This window comes from Acinetobacter sp. NRRL B-65365 (assembly GCF_001605865.1).
Taxonomy (GTDB): domain Bacteria; phylum Pseudomonadota; class Gammaproteobacteria; order Pseudomonadales; family Moraxellaceae; genus Acinetobacter; species Acinetobacter vivianii.
The window spans coordinates 99,412-120,278 of sequence record NZ_LRPD01000009.1 but is presented as its reverse complement, the minus strand read 5'-3'; the positions used below and the strand labels follow the sequence as shown (position 1 = coordinate 120,278).

The window sequence follows — 20,867 nt, the reverse complement described above, 5'->3', positions numbered from 1 at the left end:
ACAGCAGACTTAGAGGCGTGCTAATGCACGAACAAAACGATTTAGACCTTCATCAATATCCTGTTGAGGAATGATCAATGATGGTGTGAAGCGAACCACATCTGTACCCGCAACCAGAGCCAATAAACCTTCTTCACCCGCTAAGGTCACAATATTTTTGGCTTTACCTGCATATTCATCTTTAAGCACACAGCCGATTAATAAACCTTGACCGCGAATTTCTTTGAACAAGCCATATTCCGCATTGATTTTATTTAAAGCATCAATGAAATATTGATGACGCTGTTTTACGCCATCTAACACTTCAGGTGTATTAATAAATTCAAATACCGCACCAGCAACCGCACAAGCCAATGGGTTACCACCATACGTTGTACCGTGATCTCCCACTGCATACATGTTGGCATAATGATCTGTAGTAATCATTGCACCAATCGGGAAACCACCGCCCAATGCTTTTGCTGTGGTCAAAATGTCAGGCGTTACGCCCGTATTCATATAGGCATACAATGAACCTGTACGGCCGACACCTGTTTGTACTTCATCAAAAATCAGCACAGCACCTTTTTCATCACACAGTGCGCGTAAGCCTTTCAGGAATTCGATATCTGCTGGCAGAACACCACCTTCACCTTGGATCGGTTCAACAATCACGGCACAAGTATTTTCAGTGATCGCGGCTTTTGCTGCTTCAAGGTCATTAAATGCCGTATGTTCAATACCACCTGGTAATGGTGCAAAGTCTTGAGAATATTTTGGCTGACCACCCGCTGTTACGGTAAATAAAGTACGACCGTGGAAGGCATTTTTAAAAGCAACAATCTGGTTCTTGTTTGCATTGCCACTGAGCAAACCAACTTTACGTGCCAGTTTCAACGCTGCTTCATTGGCTTCTGCACCTGAGTTACAGAAAAAGACTTTGTCCGCAAAAGTGCTGTCGACCAATTGTTTTGCAAGGCGTAATACTGGCTCGTTGGTATAACCATTACCAATATGCCACAGCTTTTGAGCTTGTTCAGTTAAGGCTTTTACTGCCACAGGATGTGCATGACCTAAAGCGTTTACCGCGATCCCACCAGCGAAATCAATATATTCTTTATCGTTTTGATCCCACAGACGAGAACCTTCACCACGTACTAAAATGAAATTTGCTGGGGCAAAAACTGGAACCATCCAATCATTAAAATTGCTACGTGTAATTGCGACTTCGCTCATTTTATTTACTCACTTCCTGTTTTTAATCTTCAGGCCTATTGAATGCTCAACAAGCCCTTTACTCTAATTTTTAAGGGATTGATTAGCCCGGGAAAATACCGCGTTCTTTACGCGCTTTCAGGATACGTTCACATGCCAGAATATAAGCTGCGGTACGCAAGCTGCATTCTTTCTGTGCTGCGGTATTCCAGACATCACCAATCGCTTGAATCATCAATTTGTCCAGACGTTCATTGATCTCATCTTCGCTCCAGAAGTAACTCGCCATATCTTGAACCCATTCAAAATAACTAACGGTTACACCACCCGCATTACAGATCACATCTGGTACAACGGTAATATCACGACTAACAAAGACATCATCGGCTTCTGGATAAGTTGGACCATTTGCACCTTCAAGCACGATTTTAGCTTTTAATTTTTGTGCACGTTCAACAGTGATCTGACCTTCCAGTGCTGCTGGAATCAGAATATCCATATCAACCGTCCAGAACTCTTCATCTGAAATTACGGTTGAATCGGCAAAGCCCTTCACGCCGCCAGTTTCAACGACATGTTTTTGCAGTGCTTTAACATCCAAGCCTTCTGCATTGAAAATGGTGCCCGTGTGATCTTGTACCGTAACAATTTTTGCGCCTGCATGGCTGAACAGATAGGCAGCTTCATTACCCACGTTACCAAAGCCCTGTACAGCAACTTTACTGCCTTCGACTGGTAACTTGATGCGTTCTGCAACCTGCATACCAGTTACGAATACACCGCGACCAGTGGCACGAACACGGCCGAGTGAACCACCTAAATGAACGGGTTTACCCGTTACCACACCTGTGACCGTATGGCCTTTGATGCTTGAGTATGTGTCCATCATCCAACCCATAATATTGGCATTGGTGCCGACATCGGGTGCAGGAATATCAATTTGAGGGCCGATAATTGGGCTGATTTCACTGGTAAAACGGCGGGTTAAACGCTCTAATTCACGTGGTGAAAGTTCTTTTGGATTTACACGGATACCGCCTTTAGCGCCACCGAACGGCAGATTCAATACAGCCGTCTTAATAGTCATCCATGCAGACAATGCCATGACTTCATTTAATTCAACATCTTGGTGATAACGAATACCGCCTTTACCTGGGCCACGTGATAAGTTGTGTTGTACACGATAGCCTTCAAAATGACGGATTGAACCATCGTCCATCACGATTGGAACATCAACAATCAAGGTACGTTTTGGGGTTTTCAATGTGTTGACAAAGTTGCTGAGGTCGGCATCCAGATAAGGTGCTACCCGATCAACTTGAGTAAGAAAAGTTTGCCAAGCACTACCGTTTTGAGCCGCATATGATAAAGACATCATCTATTCCTTAATTAATCAATTGTCCCTGTTATTCACAGATTCCCTTATTTTCAGGGTGTCCTACCCCATCCTCCCTAATACGCACTGTGTTTCTTTTCACTGAATCAAAAATGCTTGGGGTTTTGTATAAGATTATTATTAAGAATCAAATTGATTCACAAAATTCGTTATAATGATTAAAATGAATTATTTTTTATCAATTTGCTAATAGTAAATATCAAAATGAACAATATCGATCATATTATATTAGGATTACTCAAAGACAATGCACGGATGTCCATTACCGATCTGGCGGCCAAAACGCGTGTTTCTCGCGCAACGGTACAGAAGCGAATTGAATATATGGAATCGACTGGTGTTATTACTGGTTACACAGTGCGCTTCCGCCCCAGTGCAGAGAAAAATATCATTCGGGCATGGATGAATATTATGGTTGAAGGCACCAAAGCCCAAGCCGTCATCCGAGAATTGCGTCTCGAATCTGCGGTAGAGCGTCTGCATACCACCAATGGAAAATGGGATATTTTGGTCGAGCTACAATCAGACAGTCTGGAAAATTTTGATAAGGCTTTGGAACGAATCCGAAATATTTCAGGTATTTATAATAGTGAAACCAGTATTCTACTGTCGACCTATAAAACCTGATCAGGTCCAAAGTCAAAGATTGCAGATATAAATAAGGGCGCATGATCATTCAGATCATGCGCCCTTTAAAAAATCATTTATCGCTTAAGCAGTGACACGACGGTAACTACGATATTCTGGTGTCCAGAAATTATCATCAATCACTGTTTTCAACACATCATTACTCATCGGAACAGCCAAGCCATCGGCCATTGCCGCTTTTGCCACTTTAAAAGCAATAAACTTGGACACTTGCTGAATATCATTAATATTCGGCAATAAATCCGCTGCTGGATTTTTCAGGCGTGGCGAACAATCTGCCAATGCGGTACTTGCAGCCATCAGCATAGAGTCACTGATATGCGTTGCGCCACATGCGATGACACCAAGGCCAATTCCCGGGAAGATATATGAGTTATTACACTGCGCAATGCTATAGGCCTTGCCCTGATAATAAACTGGTGCAAATGGACTACCTGTAGCAACAATCGCCGCGCCATCTGTCCATTCGATAATATCTTTAGGTTGTGCTTCCACTTGTGAAGTCGGGTTCGACAGTGGTAGAACAATCGGATGTTTATAATATTTCGCTAAGGTTTTGATCACTTCTTCGCTGAACAAGCCAGCCTGACCAGAAACACCAATCAAGATACTCGGTTTGGCATTTTTCACTACATCCAATAAACCGACATATTCACCCGTATATTCCCAGTCACTGATGGCACTGGTTGGTGTCGCCAGTTTTTGCTGGAAATCGAGTAAATTTGGCTGTTGATCGGTCATAAGACCAAAACGATCCACCATAAAGATACGTGAACGTGCTTCATGATCACTTAGCCCTTCGTCCATCATTTGACGAACGATCTGCTCTGCGATACCGCAACCTGCTGAACCCGCACCAACAAAAGTAATGGTTTGGTCTTTAAGCTGCTTGCCTTGTGAACGAGATGCAGCAATCAGGGTTGCCGCTGTTACAGCCGCCGTGCCTTGAATATCGTCATTAAAACAGCAAATCTTGTCTCGATACTGGGTTAATAACGGCATCGCATTCATTTGAGCAAAGTCTTCAAACTGGATCAGTACATCAGGCCAACGCTGACGCACCGCAGTAATAATTTGCTCAACGAATTCATAATATTGCTCGCCACGAATACGCGGTTGTTTCCAGCCCATATAGATTGGATCATTCAGCAATTCTTCGTTGTTGGTTCCGACATCAATGGTAATCGGTAAGGTATAGGCAGGACTGATACCACCACAGGCTGTATACAGAGATAATTTGCCGATTGGGATACCCATACCTCCAATCCCTTGATCGCCTAGACCTAAGATACGTTCGCCGTCTGTAATAACGATGACTTTGACATTTTTCTTATTCACGTTGTGAATAATTTGGTCAATGTATTTGCGTTCTGGATAAGAAATAAAGATACCACGGTGACGACGATAAATATCAGAGAAACGCTGGCAGGCTTCCCCTACCGTCGGGGTGTAGATAATCGGTAGCATTTCATCTAAATGCTGACTCAATAGGCTATAGAACAGGGTTTCATTGGTATCTTGAATATTTCTTAAATAAATATGCTTATTCAGGTCACTGTCAAATGAAAGGTACTGTTGATAAGAGCGTTGTGTTTGCTCTTCGATGTTTTCAATATTGTATGGAACGAGACCATGTAAATTAAAATTTTCTCTTTCTTCTTCAGAGAAAGCAGAGCCTTTATTTAACAGCGGAAGTTCTAAAAGAGCATTCCCAGCATAGGGAATATATAAAGGTTTTTTGATTTTACTAGGGGTCGCAGGCATACCTTACTCTTGAGATTATCCGTCAAATATATAAAATTTCGTTGCTTAAATTCTTATGCAAAAAAGAATTCTGGCGAAGTGAATAATTTACACTAATCCGCCCTCGAAACCGAATAATCTGACGGTATGTAAAGTGATTCAACATTTAGGAAATAAATAGTACTCGCTAATAATGCACATTTGTAGTCCATCTGTGGCGATATTTTGTAGGTTTTTTATACGGACAGATAATTTATAAACAAATATTTTATGCAGACCTCATTTCAATCAGAATCTGAGGCCTGCTGGCTCAACAAAAATTTTAGTTATTTTCTTGTTCAAATTCCTGAATCGCTTCTTTTGCGATACGGAAACTATCTACCGCAGCAGGCACGCCACAATAGATTGCAACCTGTAGTAGCACTTCACGGATCTTTTCTTTCGGCACGCCATTTCGTAGCGCACCTTTGACATGAAGTTTAAGTTCATGCGGACGGTTGAGCGCAGAGATCATGGCAAGATTGATCATGCTACGTTCTGGTTTGCTGAGCTCCTCACGTCCCCAAACAGCACCCCAACAATACTCGGTTACCAATTCCTGTAAAGGTAGATTAAAGTCATCTGCATTGTTGATTGAATTATTGACGTAACTTTCTCCAAGCACCTGTTTACGGATTGCTAAACCTTTTTCAAACTTTTCATTGCTCATGGATTCAATCCTCCAAATAAGGTGTATTTGATTTCAAGATAATCTTCGATGCCGTATTTTGAGCCTTCTCGGCCTAAACCTGAATGTTTAATTCCCCCAAAAGGAGCAACTTCATTGGAAATCAGGCCTTTATTAATTCCCACCATACCATATTCAAGTTGCTCGCTCATGCGCCATGCTCGTCCTAAATCCTTGGTATAACAATAAGCAGCTAGACCAAACTCCGTCGCATTCGCCATATCTATCGCCTGCTGTTCCGTTTCAAATTTAAAAACTGCAGCTAAAGGCCCAAAGGTTTCCTGAGTTGCAACATACATCTCCGTTGTCGCATCGGCAATAATCGTCGGTTCATAAAAAAGCTCTCCCGCCTCATGACGTTTGCCTCCCGTAATTAAACGTCCTGCTTTGGCTAAAGCATCTGCAACATGTGCTTCAACTTTTTTCACGGCATTGGTATTAATTAAAGGGCCAATTTCATTTCCAGCTTCAAGTCCATTACCAATTGCAAAAGCATTCACTTTGGCATTTAATGCGGTAATGAAGCGTTCATAAATGCCATCCTGAACCAGAAAACGATTTACACAAACACAGGTTTGCCCAGCATTGCGATATTTAGCAATCAATGCCCCTTCAATCGCGGCATCCAGATCAGCATCATCAAAGACGATAAACGGCGCATTGCCACCCAACTCGAGAGAGACTTTCTTCAAGGTCTGAGCTGAACGCTGGTAAAGTAATTTCCCCACAGGCGTGGAGCCAGTGAAGGTGAACTTGCGTACATCATCACTTTCAAAAATCGCATCACCAATGGTCACGGCATCCCCTGTGATGACACTAAAAATTTCTGCTGGAATACCAGCCTGAATAGCAAGATCAACCAAAGCCAAAGCCGTAAAAGGTGTTTCTGGTGCAGGTTTTACAATACAAGGACATCCTGCTGCCAAAGCAGGTGCAACTTTACGGGTAATCATAGCTGCTGGAAAATTCCATGGGGTAATCGCGGCAATGACACCTATCGGCTGCTTGCTCACAATAATACGTGCATCAGGATATGGGCTTGGAATAGTATCCCCATAGACTCGCTTTGCTTCCTCTGCAAACCATTCTACAAAGCTGGCCGCGTATAGGATTTCTCCTCTTGCCTCTGCTAAAGGTTTGCCCTGTTCACTGGTTAAAATAAATGCCAGCTCATCGGCATGTGCAACCATGAGATCAAACCATTTCTTTAAAATAATGGAACGATCTTTGGCTGTCTTATTTTTCCATGTTGCCCAATGCTTCACAGCAGCCTGAATTGCACGATCCGCTTCAGCTTTCCCCATATTCGGCACAGTACCAATCATTTCTTGTGTCGCAGGATTATAAATCTCTGAAGTTTGCTGGTTGTCAGCATCACACCACTGTCCAGCAATAAGCGCTTGTTGGTGGAATAATTGCATTTGTTGAAGTTGCATACACGTTATCCTGTATCGGCGTTGGAATAGCTCAACAGATGGTGAAAAATCTGGAAACTATTCTATCTTGTATTATGGCATACCAAATAAATCTTGAAAAAAATTTTCGGTCGCCCAAATCTGATGACTCATCCTAAAAATAATAGAACAATGTCAGGTTTAATAATTTGTTCCACTTCCCATCATCCCCCAGCGCCAATGAGTCTTGAGTGCCACCAATAAAGGGATCATTTTTACTCATGATATATTCAGCAACCAAAGAAAACTGTTTATGGTCGATTGCGACACCCAAAATATTACGGGTCGAATCTTGTGCACCAGCCTGATCTTTGTTGTAACGGCTATGCATGAAATAAGGTGTAATATTGCCAATCTGTTTGACATCTTTAAAGGCATAGCCAATATCAGCCGTATAATACGTTGCTTTGTTGGCAACATAATATTCGCTGTCGTATGAACCCATTAATGAAGCTGCAGAGTCCATTGAGTCTTTATTCGTGACATCATTTTTCCCGCCCGTTAATGTGAGTCCCAGATTGCCATAATTAAATTTGCTAAATAATGCCCAGGCGTTACGTCTTCCTGTTTTAGACATGGTTTTATTTTCAATTTCCGAAGTCCAGTAAGACCCGCCAACTTGGGTGCTTAAGCCAGTTAACCCTAAAGAGATATCTTGCGTTATACGCCCCACCCACATATTTTTTTCCTGTAGATCGCTTTTACTACTGTCATTTGAGCTCACATAATTGGCCGTATAGCGTCCAGAGTCTCGCGTACTTCCTTCGTAATGACCTGCATCTGTAGCAAAATAACCTACATCAAATTGAGTCGCGCTCGGTAATTCAAAGTGATAATTTAAACCAAGGTTATGCACATCTTCTAAACCTGCTGTGGTATTGATACTGCCATATAAGCTATTTCCCCAGAACCGTGCAGGCCCAAAAGGAATCGGTTGCATACCCACCACCACTTGATCAGTCTGATTCAGATGATAGCCAACATAAGCATCAATCAAACTCGAAAAATCACACAGGGTATCGTACTGATAGCAACGATATTCAGCATGTCCAAATAACTGCCCACGTTCATAGTCCAGTTTTAACTGTGCTGCATCAAAACGTATTTTATGTTCAGATGCTGCTTCACCAAAATCCTTATCTTGATAATTGGCACGGACATAGCCGGATATTGTCAACTTGCCCGCATCGGCTGTCGCATCTCCAAAACTGATCCCAGCATAACTTGACGAGATCATGCCCAGCAAAACCGTGGTTAGGGCGAACTGCAAATCAATTTTTTTCATTTTCCAGATTCCTTTCTTATTCAGTTCCGCTTATGCATTTGCATTAAATGCAGGACGATTACACTTAATCTTTCCAAGATTAAAGGCGTAATACACCACGAAGCTCACCACCAAACCAATCACCCATGAAATATCGACATCAGGAATAATATTGGCAAATGACCCAGTAAAGAAAGCATTGGTGAGGAAAGGAATCTGAATCACAATACCTAAGAAATAGGCGATTAAAGCTTTGGCATTGAATTTACCGTAGATGCCACCGTCCTGAGCGAAAATAGAAGGAATATCATAAGATTTCTTATTGACGACATAGAAATCCAGCAAGTTAATCGATACCCAAGGAACCAGAATAAATAACAAGGCAAAAATGACATTGAGGAAGAAGCTGATAAAGTTGCTTGAAGCCCAAAGTGCGGTAAAGGTCGCCAGAATTAAAACAATAATGGACAAACTGATACGAACGTTTTTACTCGGCATCCACTGCCCCGCAAAAGTTTGAATCGAAGTAATACAAGACAGCACTGCACCATATAAATTCATGGCATTGTGTCCGATAATATTACACAGGAATAAAATCATCAGCACATAGCCAAACAGTCCTGTTCCAGATTTAACGGCTTCCATGGCATCAGTGGTTGAGCCAATACTAACTGCAACCGTTCCAAAGCTCATCGCAAAGATGGTGCCAAGCGCCGCACCTAAGTAGGTATAGATAAAGGGTTTATAAATCCCGATACTTTTAGGCAAATATCTTGAATAATCTGAGGTATAAGGTGAGAAGCTGATTTGCCAGACCGCACATAAGCCAAACATGGCGAACCAGCCTTTCAAATTAAACGATCCTTTTGCCAAGACCTCTGCATTAATATGCGGAATCATGATCATGAGGCCGATTAACAATGAACCGCCCATAAACCAAGTACCAATCTTGTTGAACTTATGAATCAGGTGATAGCCAACAATACCGATCGTGGTTGCAGCAATCGCACCAATCACCGTCGCAGTTGGAACAGGGATCGCTGGCACAACGGTATGCAGTGTCTTGCCAGAAAGAATAATATTGGAAATAAAAAAACCGAGATAAATTAACGTGGTAAATAATACAACCAGTAACGCACCGTAACGTCCAAACTGTGCACGGCTCTGGATCATTTGTGGAATACCCACCTGTGGTCCCTGCGCTGAGGTCAGTGCCAGAATAGCTGCACCAAAAAAATGACCACAACAAATCGCGACCAATGCACTGATCAGGCTTAACTTAAAGGTTAACATGGACATTGCACCAGTAATCACAGCCAAAGGTGCAATATTGGTACAAAACCACAAAGTGAATAGATCCCGAACTTTTCCATGACGTTCTGAAGGATCCACATAATCAATTGAATGACTTTCTATCGCGAAAGCATTTTTCTCATTTTGGCTCATATCCTTAATCTCTCTTTGAGGAACTCATTTCCTCAATATCAATTCGTGAGAGTAAACGTAGGTTTCACAACCTGCCTTGCCAGCGCCATATCCTGATGACCTGACATTTATTTCTGTTTTTTCAGCTCATTGTTGAGCGATATGCATGAAAGCTCAGGAAAAAAGATAAAAGAGCTTCGGTCGACGCATGAAGCATGCTCAACAAAAACTAGCTTTTCTCACTCAGCTTGGGATTTATGGAATTTCAGCGTTCTGCATTTTCATGTTTTCATCCTTGAAATTAAAAATCCTGAACTCAACCTTTTGCAGCGTTATCGCATCACAAAAGGATCATCAATCGGTTGATCCGAGGTACGCAACCAGACCGTTTTTGTAGTGGTGTAATCCAGCACGGCATCAGAGCCACCTTCACGACCATGGCCTGATAAACCATGACCACCAAAAGGTGCTAGTGGAGAAACGGCGCGATAAGTATTCAACCAGACAATGCCTGAACGAATGGCTTTGGTCATACGATGCGCGCGGCTTAAATTGTTGGTAAATACACCCGCAGCAAGTCCGTAAGGGGTATTGTTGGCTTTTTGAACCGCTTCTGCTTCGCTACTAAAACTCACCACAGACAGGACTGGCCCAAATAACTCAGTCATGACGCAATCTGCCTGCGGGACATCACTACAATCCAGAATTGTTGGGGGATAGTAATACCCTGCTCTTGGCAATGATTTTCCGCCGGTTAATAATTTTGCGCCTAGCTGAATTGAGCTAGCCACGACCTGCTCAATTTTTTCACGTTGACGTAATGTACATAAGGGCCCGTATTCTGTTGCCATGTCTTCGGGTAAACCAATATTGATAGTTTGTACCCGCTCAACCAGACGCTGCACAAACTCATCTTTAATACTTGCCTCAACCAGCAACCGTGAACCTGCAACACAACTTTGTCCTGTTGCAGCAAAAATTGCCGCAACTTGAGCATTGACCGCACTTTGCAGATCCGCATCAGCGAATACAATAAACGGAGATTTGCCACCTAGCTCAAGCGATATTTTTGCCAGATTTTCAGCAGAATTACGGACAATATGCCGTGCTGTTTCAGGGCCACCAGTAAATGCCACATGTGCAATATCTGGATGACTACTTAACACTGCACCGCATTCAGGGCCAAAACCAGTAATGATATTCACGACACCTGCTGGAAAACCGGCTTCATGCACCAAACGCGCAAAAGCAAGCAAAGGTGCTGGACCCTCTTCTGATGCTTTCAGTACAACAGTACATCCAGCGGCCAAAGCGGGCCCCAGTTTGACTGCCGAGAGAAACAACTGACTATTCCACGGTACAATCGCTGCAATCACACCCACAGGTTCGCGGATTGTCCAGGCCTGCATATCCTGCTTATCAATCGGTAAATAACTGCCTTCAAGCTTGTCAGCAATTCCTGCGTAATAGCGATAATACTCAGCGACATAGGCAATCTGACTTGAAGTTTCGCGAATGATTTTGCCTGTATCGCTGGTTTCATATTGAGCCAGTTGTGGCGCCGCTTGTTCAATCAGCTCTGCAAGTTTATAAAGCAGTTTACCTCGTTGAGAAGCTGTTAAACCTGCCCAAGCACTCTCCTGTAAAGCATGGGTGGCGGCTGCCACAGCACGGTTCACTTCATCACGGCGTGCTTCCGGCATTTTCGCCCAGACTTGCCCTGTTGCTGGATTAATACTATCAAACTGGGCAGCACCGTCTTCAAATTGACCATTAATATATAACTGGAATTGAGAAGTCATGCTCTTCTCTCCTATGCAAATGCAGGCATCACGTCATTGATCATACGCAGTAACGAAGCTTTTTTACGTTCAAAGCTCATTCCAGTATCAATCCAGAATGAATACTCGTTATATCCCATCGCCTCATAGGCTTTTAAACGGTCAATCACTTCCTGCGCTTCACCAATCACGTTATTTTGACGCATTGCTTCAGGGGTGTAGAAAGGATGTTGGGCCATTTCTTCTTTACTGATGGGTGCGATGAGACCTTGATTAATTTCACGCTCATTTTTAAACCACGCACCAAAATAATTATAGAAAGCATTAATTTCTTCTGCTGCAACTTGTGCATCTGCCTCACTCTCTGCTACATAAGTATGGCGGAGTAACATAATCTCCGGACGTGGAATATCAGCAAATTTTTCACAAGCGGCATTGAAATGCCCCATCAGTTTCTCAACTTCATCATCCCCAAAATGCAACGGTGTGACCTGTACATTACAACCATTCTGTACTGCAAATTCATGGCTATTTGGATCACGTGCCGCCACCCAGATTGGAGGAAATGGCTGTTGTAAAGGCTGTGGTGCGGAGGTGGTTTTTGGGAACTGCCAAAACTCGCCCTTATGTTCGTAGTCGCCTTTCCAAAGATTTTTGATGGCAGGAATCATTTCACGCAGGCGTTGCCCTGCACTCCATGCATCCATCCCAGGAACCATCCGCTCATATTCAAATGAGTAAGCGCCTCGTGCAATCCCGATATCTAAACGACCATTGGTAATGATATCGGTCATGGCCGCTTCGCCTGCCAACTTGATCGGATGCCAGAAAGGAGCAACCACTGTGCCTGTACCCAAGCGCACATTTTTGGTCTTATTGGCCAGATCAGCCAAATTAATAAACGGATTCGGTGCAATGGTAAAATTCATGGCGTGATGCTCACCCGTCCAGATCGCATGCATACCTCCCTGATCCGCAATCTGGCACAGTTCAATCATCTCATCATAAAGCTGTTTCTGCGTTTGCTGATCAGAAACACGTTCCATGTGTACAAATAATGAAAAACGCATAGTTAAACTTCCTCTTTAACAATTTGACGAACCGTACCACTGGTTTGATTACCGTAATAAACACCATAAGTTTTAAGATAATTTTCTTTGCGATAACGCATTAACATACTTTGCAAAGCGCCATCTACAAAAGTGAGCTGCTCAAGATCATTCAAATCGATGAATTGACCTTTATGTGCGGTTGCAACAGGGGTATTACACAAGAAAGCAATATATTGCTGTTGTGTTGTCACATCGTCATACACAGAATAAATAAAACTTGCTGATGCATCAGGTTGATAAGCTGCAAAGATTTTTTCTAAGGCTTTTTCCGCACCATCTTTGTCGACTACCAAATGTGGCAGAGTCCATTTATTGTCAGCAGTTTGTTCCAACAGAATCTGGTTCTCATGGCCTATCAAAGCCATCATCATCACTTTCATGCTTGAAATGACATCGGTCGATGATTTTGCTGGAGTAAAATAGGCACCACGATAATAACCAAGACCTGCAAAACCTGCCGAAGCAAAATTTTCAACTTTACCAATCAGAATGGCATGGTCACCTGCATCAACGATTTGATAGGTGGTACAGTCAAACCATGCGCTGACATGATCAATAATCGGGTTTTGGTATTCACTTTTTGTCCATGCAAGATTTGCAAAACGGTCATCACTTGGACGGGCAAAGGTATTCGACACATCCTTTTGTTCTTCTGCCAAAATATTGATGGCAAAGTGTTTTGTATTTGCAAAGTGTTGATAATTGCTTGATGTCTTGGCAATGCTGACGAGCAGCAAAGCTGGGTCCAAAGACACCGAAGCAAAAGAGTTTGCGGTAAAGCCTAATGGCATTCCATCATCTTTACAGGTTGTCACTACAGTAACGCCCGTCATAAAAGAGCCAAAGGCATCACGTAGTTCACGTATCTTGTTTATTGTATCCATTTCACTCATTGCCATATTCCTTCATTGAGCAACTTAGACGCTGGTTTCCAACCACGCTTGCATTGCACTATTGACTTGATCCGGAGCCGTCAAGTTGACCATGTGACGCTCATTCTCAATCACGATCGCCTTACCCTTTTTTGCCTGACTGGCCATTTGTATTGCCATTTCCGCAGTAGAGTTGGGATCACCCGTACCTGTTAAAATCAAGGCTGGACATCCAATGTTAGGCCATTGATCCGCATAAACTGCATCACCTCGTGCAAAAGCAGCATAAGCAGTGGCATAACCCGACATATCCACTTCCTGTAACCAGGATTTCACTTTTGAGGCAGCCTGACGTTCAACATCACTCTGACCAAACCAGCGTTGTAATGGGGTCTCGATATCGATATGACCGGTTTTTAATTCTTCGGCACGTTGAATCACTGCATCTTTAGCTTCCGCTGAACGCTTATAAACCCCATTGAGCACAGCCATACGCTTCACTAAATCAGGACGGGTTGCACTGACGCCTGTGGTGATTAAAGATCCCATAGAATGTCCAGCCAAATTCACAGCGCCAACATCCAAAGCGATAATCAATTCGATGGTCCAGTCCACAAAATCCTGTAGCTGGGCATCATCTGCTAATTTTGTACTTTGTCCGTGGCCTGGCATATCCACTGAAATCACCCGATAATGTTTCGAGAAGAATTCGATTTGTGGATACCATGCTGCTGCTTGCATCCCAACACCATGAATCAGAACCAGCGGTTCTCCTTCGCCCTGCTCAAAATAATGAGCAATGCGGTTATTTGACAGCTGCAGGGTTTTTGAGATCATGACCTAACTCTTCCAAATCTTGATAACGATCTCCAATACGATGATGTGGTCGACCACCTGTCGCAGCACCAATCACCACCACCAGCTCATCAGCAGCAGGTGCATCTGGAATTGAAAATTGTAAAGTCAAATAATGGGAACGACGTCCTTCATCATTCTTGTCCATCATTGGAATCAAGATCGGCGCATTGGCTGGGCCACGGGTATTATTAAATGCCAGATATGATTTTGCTCCCACTGCACTGCGATAAGTATTGCCAAAATGCAAGGTATGAATCAGTGCAGAGGCATGTTCAAGTTCACCCTCCAGCCCGACTACAGCACTTTTACCAAAGGCTTGTACTGCTTCGCCAGAACCAACTTCGTCAAGAATCAGTTGGGTCAAATGTTCACTCAGTATAGGTGCAATACGGCGGATTTCAGGTGCAAGGTTTTCGACATAGCCCTGACCTGCCCAAGGATTTTTGATTACAGCAGCTGCTGCCACCATTTTTAAAGGTGTTGGTGCTTCTTTGCCACCATCAATATAGGTGGTTTCCACATGGAGCACAGTTTTACGGATTAGATTCATTGTTCTTCCTTGCGTGTGAATTTATCTTGTCATTCGTATTATGGTATACCATAATACATAATGAAAAAAAAGCAAGAGTTTGCTATGCTAATTTTTAGCAAAGAACATGTAACAAAATTCTGCATTATTAAAATCGGGAAAGATGAATTTCTATGAATCTTAAAATTGAAAATCCACCTGTGACTTTGCGTGAGCTCTGTCTGGATAAAGTGCGTAATGCCATTATTACAGGTTATTTTCCCTCTGGAAAAAGACTGGTTGAACGGACACTTTGTGAAGAACTAGGTGTAAGCCGTTCTGTGGTGCGGGAAGTGATTCGTTATCTGGAAGCAGAAGGTCTGGTTGAAATCTTGCCCAATAAAGGTCCAATTGTTTCATTACTGGACTGGGAAATTGCCTCACAAATCTATGAGATTCGTCTTTTACTCGAGCAAAGTGCGGTTGCAGATTGCACCCAAAATCTTACTGATCAAACCACTCAGCAATTGCAGCACTTATTAGCTGAGCTTGAACAAGCATTTGCTGCGGATGATATCAATTTAATTATTGCCACCTCTGCAAAGCTTTATGAAACTATTTTTACCACAGCAAAACATTATATTGCCTGGGAAGTGGTGCAACGCTTGAATGGTCGTATTAGCCGTCTGCGTGCCATGACCATGAAATCTACCAAACGTGAAATTTCAGGTTACCAACGTATCAAAAATATGTGTGAAGCCATCTACTTACATAAAGATGCTGACAAAGCCAAGCAAGCTGTTGCGGAACATATTGCAGAAGCGGCATCTGTGGCAAAAAATATTTTGAATAGTTAATCACGAAAACGGAAACATAAGGCCGATGAAGCCTTAACTTACATAAGGATATAAGAATGTCTGCTTACTGGATTGCTCACGTGACCATCCATGATCTGGAGCAATATAAACAATATATGGCCTTGGCACCGCATGCTTTTGAAAAATATGGAGCAAAATTTCTTGCAAGAGGCGGTAACTCGACTTGTCTGGAAGGCACAGCATATCAGCGCCATGTCATTATTGAATTTTCTGACTTAGAAACAGCTCAGGCTTGTTACCATTCAGAAGAATATTTGAAAGCACGACTGGCTCGTAAAGATTGTGCTGATGTGATGATCAGTATTGTAGAAAGTCTGGATTAAGCTGGAGCGGCATAAAAGAGTATTCTTTAAACCTTCTTTTATGCCATTTCCAACACCAAAGTCACCTGATTCCAATTGGATATCAGTCTAACTTTATTCATATCATTCTAATTTTTAAGCCCGCTTTTTCTTGGATTTCTTGGTAAAGAAACTCAATGCATGTGAATAATGAGTTGGCGTAATACGCTGAATCAGATCAATGATTTTTGCATCATTTCCAATCAGGACACGTGCTTTATCTGCTTTCACAGCTTCAAGAATAATTTTGGCAGCTTGTTCAGGTGGGGTTTTCAACACTTTGTTAAAGGCCTGACTGGCCTTAGCTGGATTCATTCCCAAAGCCCGAATGCTGTCACTCATACGTGCACTATTGGCAATGTTGGTTCGAATCCCGCCAGGATGTACACAGGTCGAGCTCACCCCATTCTGTTGCAGCTTTAATTCTTGGCGCAATGATTCCGTAAAACCACGAACCGCAAATTTAGTTGCATTATAGGCACTTTGGGTCGGTTGAGCTGTTAAACCAAACAGACTGGAAATATTCACAATATGCCCTTCGCCACTTTGTTTTAAATAAGGCAGAAACTCTTTGGTGCCATAGACCACACCCCAAAAGTTAATCTTTAAGATCCAGTCCAATTCTTCATAATCCATCCCTTCGACGGTACTTGCCAGCGCCACACCTGCATTATTAAAAATCAGGTTAATCTTGCCATGTGCTTTAAAACTCTGTTCTGCCCATTCACGCACTGCTTCCTGATCAGAAACATCCAGCTGTGTCAGGGTAACATTGACAGGATATTGCTGTAACAAGGCCTTCGTCTCTTGCAATCCCTGTTCATTAACATCGCTCAAAGCTAAATGTGCGCCTTGCTGTGCCAGTAAAAGTGCAAGCTGTCGGCCAATCCCTGAACCTGCGCCTGTAATTGCAGCGACTTTCTGATTAAAATTTTTCATGGGTAGACTCTAGATGAAGTTGATAAAAATGGGCTGCATTTTGTCTAAAAACGGCGTACATCGCCTGCTCACCATAAGGACGAAGCATCTGGATATAAGCCTGCACAAGGTCATTTAATGTTGCATTGGCTTTATCCATAGGAAAATTAGACGCATACATAATGCGGTTGATGCCAAAGACCTGAACGGCATGTTCAAGCAATGGGCTGAGTAGATTCACGATTTCAGTAGGCGTTGCTGTTCGTTTTTGTTGATAAAAGCGATGTCCTAATACTGGCATCATCAAGCCTGAAATTTTGGTATAGACATTTTCCTGTTCAGCCAAAACTGCAATATCCTGCTGCCATTGTCTAAAAATGGACTCACGCTGCGATGCGGTAATTCCCGTTTTCTTACCCACGGCTCCAAACAGGCCAGCGGGTGTCGCCAGATGATCAACGACGATACGGGTTTGAGGAAATTGTTTCGCCAAACCAGTGATTTCTGCTAACTGAGTGGAATATCCCCATGCATCAAAAGATAAATCCATTTTTGCAAGTTGTTCAAAACCTTTTAAGAATTTCTTGTCACGATAAAGATGAGGCCGATCACACCATCGATAAATGCCACTATCCTCATGCCAGGCCGCCATTTTACGAATACCACGAAAGAGTGGGCTCACCTGCTGATGGGCTTTAAGAATGTCTTTGAATTTTCGGTCTCTTGGGTCAGCCGCAGCAACGATGGCACCCAGCTTTAAACCGTGACGATTAAAATCTAATTGCTTAATCCAGTTGGTTTCTTCCACCACACCAAAACCTTTGTGATGATGCCAGTTTGCTTCGACATGCACCACGCTTTCTACAGGAAATAAGCTGCTATCCTTTAGATAATGCGCTGGTAAATAGGGATTCAATGCGTATTGGGTTGTACCTAACGTCTCTAGTAAAGGCTTAGGTTTGACTAAACGCACAACACGATCCATAACCGTGGGATATTTCCCTAAAGTTTTTACCAATACAGCAGCAGAATGCGGTGTGTGATAAGGATCCCATTGATGAATATGTGGATCAATGATCGAAAAGCCTAATTCTTCCATGTGTTAACTCAATATAATTATTTTAAAATGGCGATAATTTATCTAACTTTAACCGTAATTCATCACTGTAGCCTACCGAACAAGGCAGTATGAATAAAATGATTTATTTCAATATGACATTATGAATACGATTCATTTATTTTTGCTTTGATCTTTTTAAAATTAGAAATTCATCAATAATTTCAATTAATTGAAAGGTATTTATCTCAAATAAAGTAATTCGTCAAGGAACAAATAAAAAACTCAAAATAATTTACGTATTATCAAACTCTTATTTTTTCAAGCTTCCTACTTTCCAGCAAGTTCTTGTAAATGATTCCTATTTAAATATACTGAGCACGCTTTTATCGCTGTATTGACCCAAATTGTCATCAGATTGATTGCCTCTTTTCTCCAGTCTCTACCCTATTTTTGGTATCGCTCAGGTATTCCTATGTCTGCATTCTCTCCGCGTAAAAATCTCATCACGATTGAAATTTTAAAATATAGCGGTTCATTGCTTCTGTCTTGTATTCCTGTGCTGACTTGGGCAGAAACTGCTGCACCAGAAATCACACAGCTCGACACCATCAAAGTACAAGCTGAATCCAGCTCAGGCTATATCGGAACGCAAACAGCATCGACCTTAAGAGGTAATCAAAAAAATCTGGAGAGCTCTCAAACGGTCAACGTCGTTTCCAAACAATATGTGAAAGATTATGTGCCCGCGAATCTGGATAATGCACTCACACAAGTCAGCGGCATTACTCAAGGCAACACCTTAGGCGGCACTCAAGATACAGTCATGAAACGCGGTTTTGGAGACAACCGTGATGGTTCAATTACCGTGAATGGCATGCCAATTGTGCAAGGTCGAACCATGAATGCGGCAGTTGAACAGGTTGAAGTATTAAAAGGCCCTGCTTCTCTCCTTTATGGCATTATGGATCCAGGCGGTGTGGTCAATGTGGTGACTAAAAAACCTGAAATGACCCAGAAAACCGAAATGGCCATCTATGGTTCAAGCTTTGCTGCGGGTAAAAATGGTTTAGGTGCAAGTCTGGATACTACGGGCGCAATTAATGAAAGTAACTTTGCCTATCGTTTTATTGTCGATCATTCTGACACAGACTATTGGCGTAATTTTGGCAATCTCAAACAGACTTTAATCGCTCCGTCTGTGGCATGGGACAATGGTCAGACCAAAGTCAATCTCAGCTATCAATATCGTCATTTTGATGTCCCTTTTGATCGCTCAACCATTTTTGATCTCAACACAAAAAAAGCTTTACCGATCTCAAAATACCAACGTCTGGATGAAGCTTTTAATCAAATGAAAGGTGAAGATCATCTGGCACAACTGTTGGTTGATCATCAAATTAATGACACCTGGTCAGCGCATTTCGGCTATACCTATAACTACGAAACCTATGATGCTAACCAGTTACGCGTCACCTCGTTAGATACAAAGAATCATACTGTGAAGCGTCGTACCGATGCGACCTTAAATGCAGAAAGCATAGATAGTAATGCCCAAGCCTATCTCAATGGCTCGATCAATCTGCTCGGTTTAAAGCATGACATTCAGATCGGTTCGGATATCGAATACCGTAAATATTTCCGTCCCGATATGGTTCGTGGAGACACTTCTACCCTAGACTATCTCAACCCAGATTTTGGCACTGTCGAAGCTTCCCGCAATATCGTCGCGTCGGATAGTGACCAAACCGATAAATTGCATACCTATGGTTTTTATCTGCAAGATGCGATCCATTTAAATGAAAAATGGATTGCGGTGCTTGGTGGGCGTTACTTACATTATCAACAGACTGCTGGGCGCGGCAGACCATTTAAAGAAAATACCAATACCAATGATGATGCTTGGCTTCCACATGCAGGTTTAGTCTATCAATGGAATGACCAATTTTCATTGTATGGGAGCTATACCGAATCACTCAAACCGAACTCTACAATTGCTCCTTTAGGTGGCAATGCTGTTATTGACTCGGATGTCCGACCTGAACAGGCAAAATCTTATGAACTCGGTGCAAAATATGAATTTAATGATCGTATTAAGGCCAACTTTGCACTCTACGATATTAAAAAGCGTAATGTGCTTGCCAAAATAACCAATTCATCAACCAAAGAAGTAGAACTACACACCACAGGTGCCGTCCGCTCTAAAGGTGCTGAACTCGACCTCACAGGCCGTCTAACTGATCAACTCGACGCCACCCTGACCTATGCCTATACCAACGCCAAAGTCACTGAAGATGAAACTGGTCTACAAGGCAATCGTTTAAATAATGTGGCACGAGATACCGCCTCACTCGCATTGGCCTATAACTACGGCGAACTTTATAATGGCAATTTACGTTTAGGACTCAGTGGCAATTATGTCGGTAAGCGCGCAGGTGATTCAGAAAACACCTTTGACCTACCTGAATATATGCTTGCCAATGCCTTTATCAGTTATGACACCACCTTTGCCAAACAGGCAGTTAACTTTCAGTTTAATTTAAATAATATTTTCGATAAAACCTACTATACCGCCAGCGTTAATAATCTGGCGGTATCACAAGGTGACTCTCGCCAAGCGGTGTTGCGAGCAACGTTTAAATTCTAAAATAGAGGAACAGAGCAGTGCTTAAATCACTGCTCTGTTGAGAT

General features: G+C 42.5%; 18 protein-coding genes. 4 read left to right on the top strand and 14 right to left on the bottom strand.

Annotated elements, in window-relative coordinates:
• Positions 1–9: 9 nt before the first annotated feature.
• Together AWW72_RS06190 and AWW72_RS06185 are read right to left on the bottom strand one after the other, a co-directional pair.
• Entirely contained in the window at positions 10–1,215 is a 1,206-nt protein-coding gene (locus tag AWW72_RS06190) for an aspartate aminotransferase family protein (protein ID WP_005256580.1), read from the bottom strand.
• A gap of 82 nt (positions 1,216–1,297) precedes the next feature.
• Positions 1,298–2,572, bottom strand: a complete 1,275-nt coding sequence (locus AWW72_RS06185) for a Glu/Leu/Phe/Val family dehydrogenase (RefSeq protein WP_123775033.1) — start codon at positions 2,570–2,572, stop codon at positions 1,298–1,300.
• Between the two features lie 222 nt (positions 2,573–2,794).
• Here AWW72_RS06185 and AWW72_RS06180 point away from each other — a divergent pair, with 222 nt between their 5' ends.
• The gene (locus tag AWW72_RS06180; protein ID WP_004771166.1) at positions 2,795–3,217 is read left to right on the top strand and encodes an Lrp/AsnC family transcriptional regulator; all 423 of its coding nucleotides are present in this window, start codon (positions 2,795–2,797) and stop codon (positions 3,215–3,217) included.
• Positions 3,218–3,301: 84 nt separating this feature from the next.
• On the opposite strand, the gene AWW72_RS06175 is transcribed toward AWW72_RS06180, so the two are convergent.
• The 10 genes from AWW72_RS06175 to AWW72_RS06130 all read right to left on the bottom strand — a co-directional run bounded on the left by AWW72_RS06175 (position 3,302) and on the right by AWW72_RS06130 (position 15,024).
• A complete protein-coding gene (locus tag AWW72_RS06175) occupies positions 3,302–5,002 on the bottom strand; it encodes an NAD-dependent malic enzyme (RefSeq protein WP_005256577.1) in 1,701 nt (566 codons plus the stop codon).
• A 301-nt stretch (positions 5,003–5,303) separates the two neighbouring features.
• Positions 5,304–5,690, bottom strand: a complete 387-nt coding sequence (locus AWW72_RS06170; protein ID WP_004771163.1) for a carboxymuconolactone decarboxylase family protein — start codon at positions 5,688–5,690, stop codon at positions 5,304–5,306.
• Positions 5,687–7,144: an NAD-dependent succinate-semialdehyde dehydrogenase gene (locus AWW72_RS06165; RefSeq protein WP_062846748.1), complete on the bottom strand. Its 1,458-nt coding sequence runs from the start codon at positions 7,142–7,144 to the stop codon at positions 5,687–5,689. The genes AWW72_RS06170 and AWW72_RS06165 overlap by 4 nt, the downstream gene beginning before the upstream one ends.
• Positions 7,145–7,277: 133 nt before the next feature.
• Positions 7,278–8,447, bottom strand: coding sequence for a hypothetical protein (locus AWW72_RS06160; protein ID WP_062846747.1), 1,170 nt, complete (start codon positions 8,445–8,447; stop codon positions 7,278–7,280).
• A 30-nt stretch (positions 8,448–8,477) separates the two neighbouring features.
• Positions 8,478–9,872 carry a purine-cytosine permease family protein gene (locus AWW72_RS06155; protein ID WP_062846746.1) on the bottom strand — a complete coding sequence of 465 codons (1,395 nt, stop codon included), beginning with the start codon at positions 9,870–9,872 and terminating at the stop codon, positions 8,478–8,480.
• A gap of 311 nt (positions 9,873–10,183) precedes the next feature.
• Entirely contained in the window at positions 10,184–11,653 is a 1,470-nt protein-coding gene (gene tgnC / locus AWW72_RS06150; protein WP_062846745.1) for a (Z)-2-((N-methylformamido)methylene)-5-hydroxybutyrolactone dehydrogenase, read from the bottom strand.
• 11 nt (positions 11,654–11,664) lie between these two features.
• Entirely contained in the window at positions 11,665–12,702 is a 1,038-nt protein-coding gene (tgnB, locus tag AWW72_RS06145; protein ID WP_062846744.1) for a flavin-dependent trigonelline monooxygenase oxygenase component, read from the bottom strand.
• Between the two features lie 2 nt (positions 12,703–12,704).
• A complete protein-coding gene (gene tgnA / locus AWW72_RS06140; RefSeq protein WP_062846743.1) occupies positions 12,705–13,637 on the bottom strand; it encodes a flavin-dependent trigonelline monooxygenase reductase component in 933 nt (310 codons plus the stop codon).
• Between the two features lie 24 nt (positions 13,638–13,661).
• On the bottom strand, positions 13,662–14,453 hold the full coding sequence (locus AWW72_RS06135; protein WP_004771152.1) for an alpha/beta fold hydrolase: 792 nt from the start codon (positions 14,451–14,453) through the stop codon (positions 13,662–13,664).
• Complete coding sequence (locus AWW72_RS06130; protein ID WP_062846742.1) at positions 14,422–15,024, bottom strand: amino acid synthesis family protein; 603 nt, start codon at positions 15,022–15,024, stop codon at positions 14,422–14,424. The genes AWW72_RS06135 and AWW72_RS06130 overlap by 32 nt, the downstream gene beginning before the upstream one ends.
• Before the next feature lie 152 nt (positions 15,025–15,176).
• On the opposite strand from AWW72_RS06130, the gene AWW72_RS06125 reads away from it, so the two are divergent.
• Entirely contained in the window at positions 15,177–15,839 is a 663-nt protein-coding gene (locus AWW72_RS06125; RefSeq protein WP_005256559.1) for a GntR family transcriptional regulator, read from the top strand.
• A gap of 56 nt (positions 15,840–15,895) precedes the next feature.
• On the top strand, positions 15,896–16,183 hold the full coding sequence (locus tag AWW72_RS06120) for a DUF1330 domain-containing protein (protein ID WP_004771148.1): 288 nt from the start codon (positions 15,896–15,898) through the stop codon (positions 16,181–16,183).
• Between the two features lie 114 nt (positions 16,184–16,297).
• Here AWW72_RS06120 and AWW72_RS06115 read toward each other — a convergent pair whose 3' ends face one another.
• Both AWW72_RS06115 and AWW72_RS06110 read right to left on the bottom strand, forming a co-directional pair.
• Positions 16,298–17,140, bottom strand: a complete 843-nt coding sequence (locus AWW72_RS06115; protein WP_062846741.1) for an SDR family NAD(P)-dependent oxidoreductase — start codon at positions 17,138–17,140, stop codon at positions 16,298–16,300.
• Positions 17,127–18,218, bottom strand: coding sequence for an amidohydrolase family protein (locus AWW72_RS06110; RefSeq protein WP_062846740.1), 1,092 nt, complete (start codon positions 18,216–18,218; stop codon positions 17,127–17,129). Before AWW72_RS06110 ends, AWW72_RS06115 begins: the two co-directional genes overlap by 14 nt.
• A 433-nt stretch (positions 18,219–18,651) precedes the next feature.
• Here AWW72_RS06110 and AWW72_RS06105 point away from each other — a divergent pair, with 433 nt between their 5' ends.
• Positions 18,652–20,823: a TonB-dependent siderophore receptor gene (locus tag AWW72_RS06105; RefSeq protein WP_062846739.1), complete on the top strand. Its 2,172-nt coding sequence runs from the start codon at positions 18,652–18,654 to the stop codon at positions 20,821–20,823.
• Positions 20,824–20,867: the final 44 nt, after the last annotated feature.